Raw genomic sequence first — 4,205 nt, 5'->3', positions numbered from 1 at the left:
CGCCAATAATTAGGTCATCAAAGCCATCACCGTTGACATCCCCGGCACTGCTCACCGAATTACCGGAACGGTCAAATGCTGCTGCGCCATCGAGGCGAAAGCCGTTGCTGCCATCGAGGCTGGAAAGGTTCAAAATAGAGTCGAAGCTCATGGATTTAGATTCCTTAAATGGGGTTTACGGTTCATCCATCCCGATACCCTGAAGCTGATAGGTTGCCTGAGCGCCCATGGTCAGAGGATGGATGGTATTTGAGCGATCGCCTTTGGGTCATCAAGGGCGATCGCTCAAATAAGTGATATGAAAGACACAAAGCAAACCCACGGAGCTAGACGCCGATCCTGTGGCTGCGGAACGGCTAGGACGTTTTTCTAACTCTGTGAACGAGTAACCTTTTTCCCGTTACCCATCCCCCATCGAAATCACTCGACGAATTTCATCAGAACGAAAGCCGATCGCCATGGGAGACCGCACTCCCGGAATTGTCACCACGTCATACAGTTCTGAAACCACGCCGTCGATGCGCAGCGAATGCACCAGGTCGCCACTGCGCAGATCAATCACGCCGATGCCACAGCGCGGTACGGCTCTCTTTTCTGCCAATGCCGCGTCTAACGGCAACCCTTGAAAGCTTTTGTTGTGCCGGGGTTCGGAGAGACCCACAATGGCAAAGTCTCCAGCAAAGGCCAAGCCGCGCAGATAACCAGGGCAAAAAGTTACCGCTTCAAACTGACCGGTCGCAGTATCGATGTAGCCAAACTCGCCCGTTCCAGAGTTCAGCAACCAAAGGCGATCGCGATACCAGCGCGGCGAATGCGGCATCGATAACCCAGTTGCGATGATTTCATTGCTCTCTATATCTATGACACAACCCCCGCCGCTGCGATGGTCACGCCAGCCATCGGCTACATCACTCTGGCTCACGGCGGTGACATAGCGCGGTTGCCCGTCTCGCATCGCTAATCCATTCAAGTGACAGCGATCTTCGGCGGCTAATTTGCTAATAAACGGCGGATGCCACAGCGGCACAAAGCTATGGGTGTCACTGACGGTCGCCAAGCAGCTAAACAGCGTATTGACAAAAATTGGCCGAGGATTGCCCTCCGCCATCACCACATCATGAATATCCAGATCGCCCGTAATGTAAGACATTTGCGGCACATAGACCGCATCATAGCCCTGATAGTCTTGGCCTGGGCTGAGGCTATTCTCAAAGCGCCACAGTTGATAGAGCGTACTCAGGTACAGGCTATTTCCATGTACTGTCAGCCCCATGCAGCGCTCAAACGTGCGTTCAAATACCGATAGCTGACCATTGGGCTGCAACCCAATCCAAAATACCTTTCCGGCTTGATAGGTGGTAAAGGCTAGGCTCAGATTTTGCTCTAATAGCCATGATGTCAGTTGTCGTGAGCCACTCAATTCCAAGCTATCCGGACGGGACGAATGATCTCCCACTATGCTTAACCAATCCTCAATAATAAACAAAACAATTAGCCGTCGCAGCGCTGTGGCATCAATCCCATAAGTAGAGGAGAGGGGCACAATCAATTCAAATTAACGTAAGAATTGATACCGTTTAATGATAGTCTTTACTCACTCTAGTTGGCAAGTTTACTTAATCTAGAGTAAAAACATCAGTGGATTTACTGAATTAAAAATCAGGACTTACGCAAGAACGATGGAGATCGCCAGTTGCTTGAGTTGCGTTATCAAATAGTTGGACAACAGACCATGCTTGATTTGATAAATCGTTTGCCCCCGTTGGTAAGCCATCGTCTTCAAGCGTGTCGAGACGAGGAATGCACAAGCAATGTGATTGCGTTGAATTCGCGCTTTGCGGCACTGGGCCTCTACCCCGGTCACCTGCTTGAGTTTGCGGTGAAACTCCTCAATCGTCCAACGGACGCAAGACACCTCTTGTGCCCCCTTCGTCAAGGTTTGAGTTACGTCGTTTGTGGCGACACATTCCGTTTATCACCGCGCAAATAACGATAAGGATAAAGCTTGCCTTGCGTCAGTCCTGTTGATCTTGCTCAGAGAGGTCTTCATCTGAAGGTCTGGCCTTGATCTCCTGATCCAGGCCCGCCTTTCTGCGCCGCCAACTTCGCCAGTATCAACGTTCCTCTTCAAACCAGTTCACAATCATCAGATCCCCAAAGTCCTGAAAATCTGCAACATTACGAGTCACCAGTCTCAACCCATTGCAAACAGCAATGCTGGCAATTTGACCATCAACAAACGCAGGTGTTTTGCCAATCTTGGATAGTCTTGCCCGTTTTTCCGCGTGCCAGCGTGCCGCGTTCAGGTCATCGTCAAAAACAGGCAAAATCAACACCGACTCTTGACTATATTTCCAGAGATAGTCCTGCCGTTTAGAGGAAGGCAAACGCCAACAGCCGTAAAGGATTTCATACCACTACGCTTGCTACCCCTACCTCAGCTTTATGTTGCGTTAGCTTGCTCAAAACGTTCTCATTGGGTACGGGACGGCATGGCTCAGAGAGAATGTTAGAGTTGAGTAAAAATCGAATTGTCACAGCTCGATCTCCCGCCCCGGACTGCGATCTCTGAGATTAGCAAAGTCCTTGTCAGTAAACTCAATACCTTCTCTCTCAAGGGCTGCCCTGAAATGTAGAATCCCTTGCCAGAACTGTTCACCACGATTTTCATCGATCTGGTCTTGCTGAGTGTTTTTTGACAGTTTCATCTGGAGCGCATTCAAAAGTGACGTCTGCTCATCTACCGACAACTCATCAACAGCCTGAAGAATTTCCTGTAACGTCATGGTTCCACCTTCCTATCAAATCGACAGTCTCGTCCTAGCGTCTAACCCCCTTTATGGTGAGCGTTCAGGTTATCGAGAACCAGTTGCTTCTCCATCACGTCATCCCCTCCAAATCAAAGCCCACCTTGGCTCATTGAATCTTAATCTCCTGATCCAGTTTTGCGGCCTCCCTCATCTGCTCTGCCAACGCCGCCATCTTCTCCTCAAACGGCACCCCGTCATCCTCCTCCTCGGGAATGCCCCCATAGCGCCCTGGCGTCAGCACAAAATTATGCTTCTCAATGTCACGCTTCCACTGGTGATAGGTGCCCGCGATCGCCAACGTCGACCTCAAGTCCTCTCTGCTTCTAGTCGATCCAAAATCTGCTGTAAAGCCGCCTTTAGGATAGGCAGATCTAACTGAGTGGTTTGCCATACCGTCTCCACATCCACCCGAAAATACTCATGAATGACGGCATTTCGCATTCCTCGAATCTGGTGCCATGGGGTCTCCGGATCTGTCGAACTCAGCGATCGCACTGGCCACCGCTTCTCCAATCACGGCCAAACTGTAAAGCACGGCTCGCCATGCTTGCCGATGTTGAGAAAATGCCTCAATGGTTAAGCCTGTGATGGTTTCCACCACCACAGCAATCTCGGTTAGCATATCCCGCACCCGCAGTTCAAACTCCCTAGACTGCACGAATAGCCTCCTTTAACACCGTTTCCCGCAGATGGGGGCGCAGTGAACTAGGGGTGCCCACATCCACCGAACAACCCAAAAGCTCCTCCAAATACCCCTTCAGCCCCAGCAAGGTAAATAATCCCACCGGGCGGGTGAACTCCACTAAAAAATCTACATCACTGTTTGCCGTCGCTTCATCCTGTGCCACAGAGCCAAACAGAAACAGCGCCTTAACTGCGAATTCATCAAGGCGATCCTTGTGAGCACTCAGTTTATCAAGAACCAGTTGCTTCTCCATCAAGTCATCCCCTCCAAATCAAAGCCTACCTTAGCTAAGTGCTTATATTCAGCAGCATCAATGTTCTTCCGCAGCTTGTCCGTTGCTTTCCAGAGCTTCTGCTCCAGCGAATCGTTGTTTTGGGTTTTAGCGTTCTTCGCTGTGGGCATACCGGCTTATACTCATACAAGAGTCCCCTAAGCGTATGTCTGATGCTCCCTAGGTTGCAACAGCAATAAAAGCAAGATGCCATCAAACTTAGACCTGTGCGATTCTATCCCCTCCATGACGGGTTAGCGGTTTGAGCTGTTCATTGAGACAGTCAATGAACAGCTCAAACACTTGTATCAGAACCTCGATCAGACAACGCTGGTGTACCCGATCTCAACTTATCAAGTAATTTAATGAATGTCTTCTTTTCTGTAGACGAGAGGTTTGCCATTAATCCCTTAGTACGGCAAAAATGGTCGGGTAGAAC

At 49.9% G+C, this 4,205-nt stretch carries 6 protein-coding genes and 5 pseudogenes; all 11 read right to left on the bottom strand.

What is annotated here, in order from left to right:
- A pseudogene (locus JUJ53_RS25575) lies at positions 1-151 on the bottom strand (FG-GAP repeat protein); the annotation flags it as partial.
- 249 nt (positions 152-400) lie between these two features.
- A complete protein-coding gene (locus tag JUJ53_RS18210; protein WP_204153463.1) occupies positions 401-1,459 on the bottom strand; it encodes a TIGR03032 family protein in 1,059 nt (352 codons plus the stop codon).
- Between the two features lie 207 nt (positions 1,460-1,666).
- Positions 1,667-1,900 (bottom strand): annotated as a pseudogene (locus JUJ53_RS25570) (transposase); the annotation flags it as partial.
- Positions 1,901-2,114: 214 nt separating this feature from the next.
- Positions 2,115-2,538 (bottom strand): annotated as a pseudogene (locus JUJ53_RS25565) (type II toxin-antitoxin system VapC family toxin).
- A complete protein-coding gene (locus JUJ53_RS18195; protein WP_204153460.1) occupies positions 2,535-2,786 on the bottom strand; it encodes a hypothetical protein in 252 nt (83 codons plus the stop codon). Before JUJ53_RS18195 ends, JUJ53_RS25565 begins: the two are co-directional and overlap by 4 nt.
- Before the next feature lie 130 nt (positions 2,787-2,916).
- Positions 2,917-3,072 (bottom strand): annotated as a pseudogene (locus tag JUJ53_RS18190) (SAM-dependent methyltransferase); the annotation flags it as partial.
- A gap of 44 nt (positions 3,073-3,116) precedes the next feature.
- The gene (locus tag JUJ53_RS25560; RefSeq protein WP_343327987.1) at positions 3,117-3,251 is read right to left on the bottom strand and encodes a HepT-like ribonuclease domain-containing protein; all 135 of its coding nucleotides are present in this window, start codon (positions 3,249-3,251) and stop codon (positions 3,117-3,119) included.
- Positions 3,229-3,468, bottom strand: coding sequence for a hypothetical protein (locus JUJ53_RS18185; RefSeq protein WP_239125184.1), 240 nt, complete (start codon positions 3,466-3,468; stop codon positions 3,229-3,231). The genes JUJ53_RS25560 and JUJ53_RS18185 overlap by 23 nt, the downstream gene beginning before the upstream one ends.
- Entirely contained in the window at positions 3,458-3,748 is a 291-nt protein-coding gene (locus JUJ53_RS18180) for a nucleotidyltransferase family protein (protein ID WP_204153459.1), read from the bottom strand. Before JUJ53_RS18180 ends, JUJ53_RS18185 begins: the two co-directional genes overlap by 11 nt.
- Positions 3,748-3,897, bottom strand: coding sequence for a hypothetical protein (locus tag JUJ53_RS18175; protein ID WP_204153458.1), 150 nt, complete (start codon positions 3,895-3,897; stop codon positions 3,748-3,750). The genes JUJ53_RS18180 and JUJ53_RS18175 overlap by 1 nt, the downstream gene beginning before the upstream one ends.
- 164 nt (positions 3,898-4,061) lie before the next feature.
- Positions 4,062-4,205, bottom strand: a pseudogene (locus JUJ53_RS25555) (MarR family transcriptional regulator); the annotation flags it as partial.

Source organism: Leptolyngbya sp. CCY15150 (genome assembly GCF_016888135.1).
Classification (GTDB): Bacteria; Cyanobacteriota; Cyanobacteriia; order RECH01; family RECH01; genus RECH01.
Note: the sequence above shows the minus strand (reverse complement) of the source record. Positions and strands in the feature narration are given on the sequence as shown.

Bases quoted from the DNA above. Each gene is read 5' to 3' on its own strand.
- JUJ53_RS18175 (WP_204153458.1), bottom strand. From the start codon at position 3,897: ATGCCCACAGCGAAGAACGCTAAAACCCAAAACAACGATTCGCTGGAG.
- JUJ53_RS18195 (WP_204153460.1), bottom strand. From the start codon at position 2,786: ATGACGTTACAGGAAATTCTTCAGGCTGTTGATGAGTTGTCGGTAGAT.
- JUJ53_RS25560 (WP_343327987.1), bottom strand. From the start codon at position 3,251: ATGCGAAATGCCGTCATTCATGAGTATTTTCGGGTGGATGTGGAGACG.
- JUJ53_RS18180 (WP_204153459.1), bottom strand. From the start codon at position 3,748: ATGGAGAAGCAACTGGTTCTTGATAAACTGAGTGCTCACAAGGATCGC.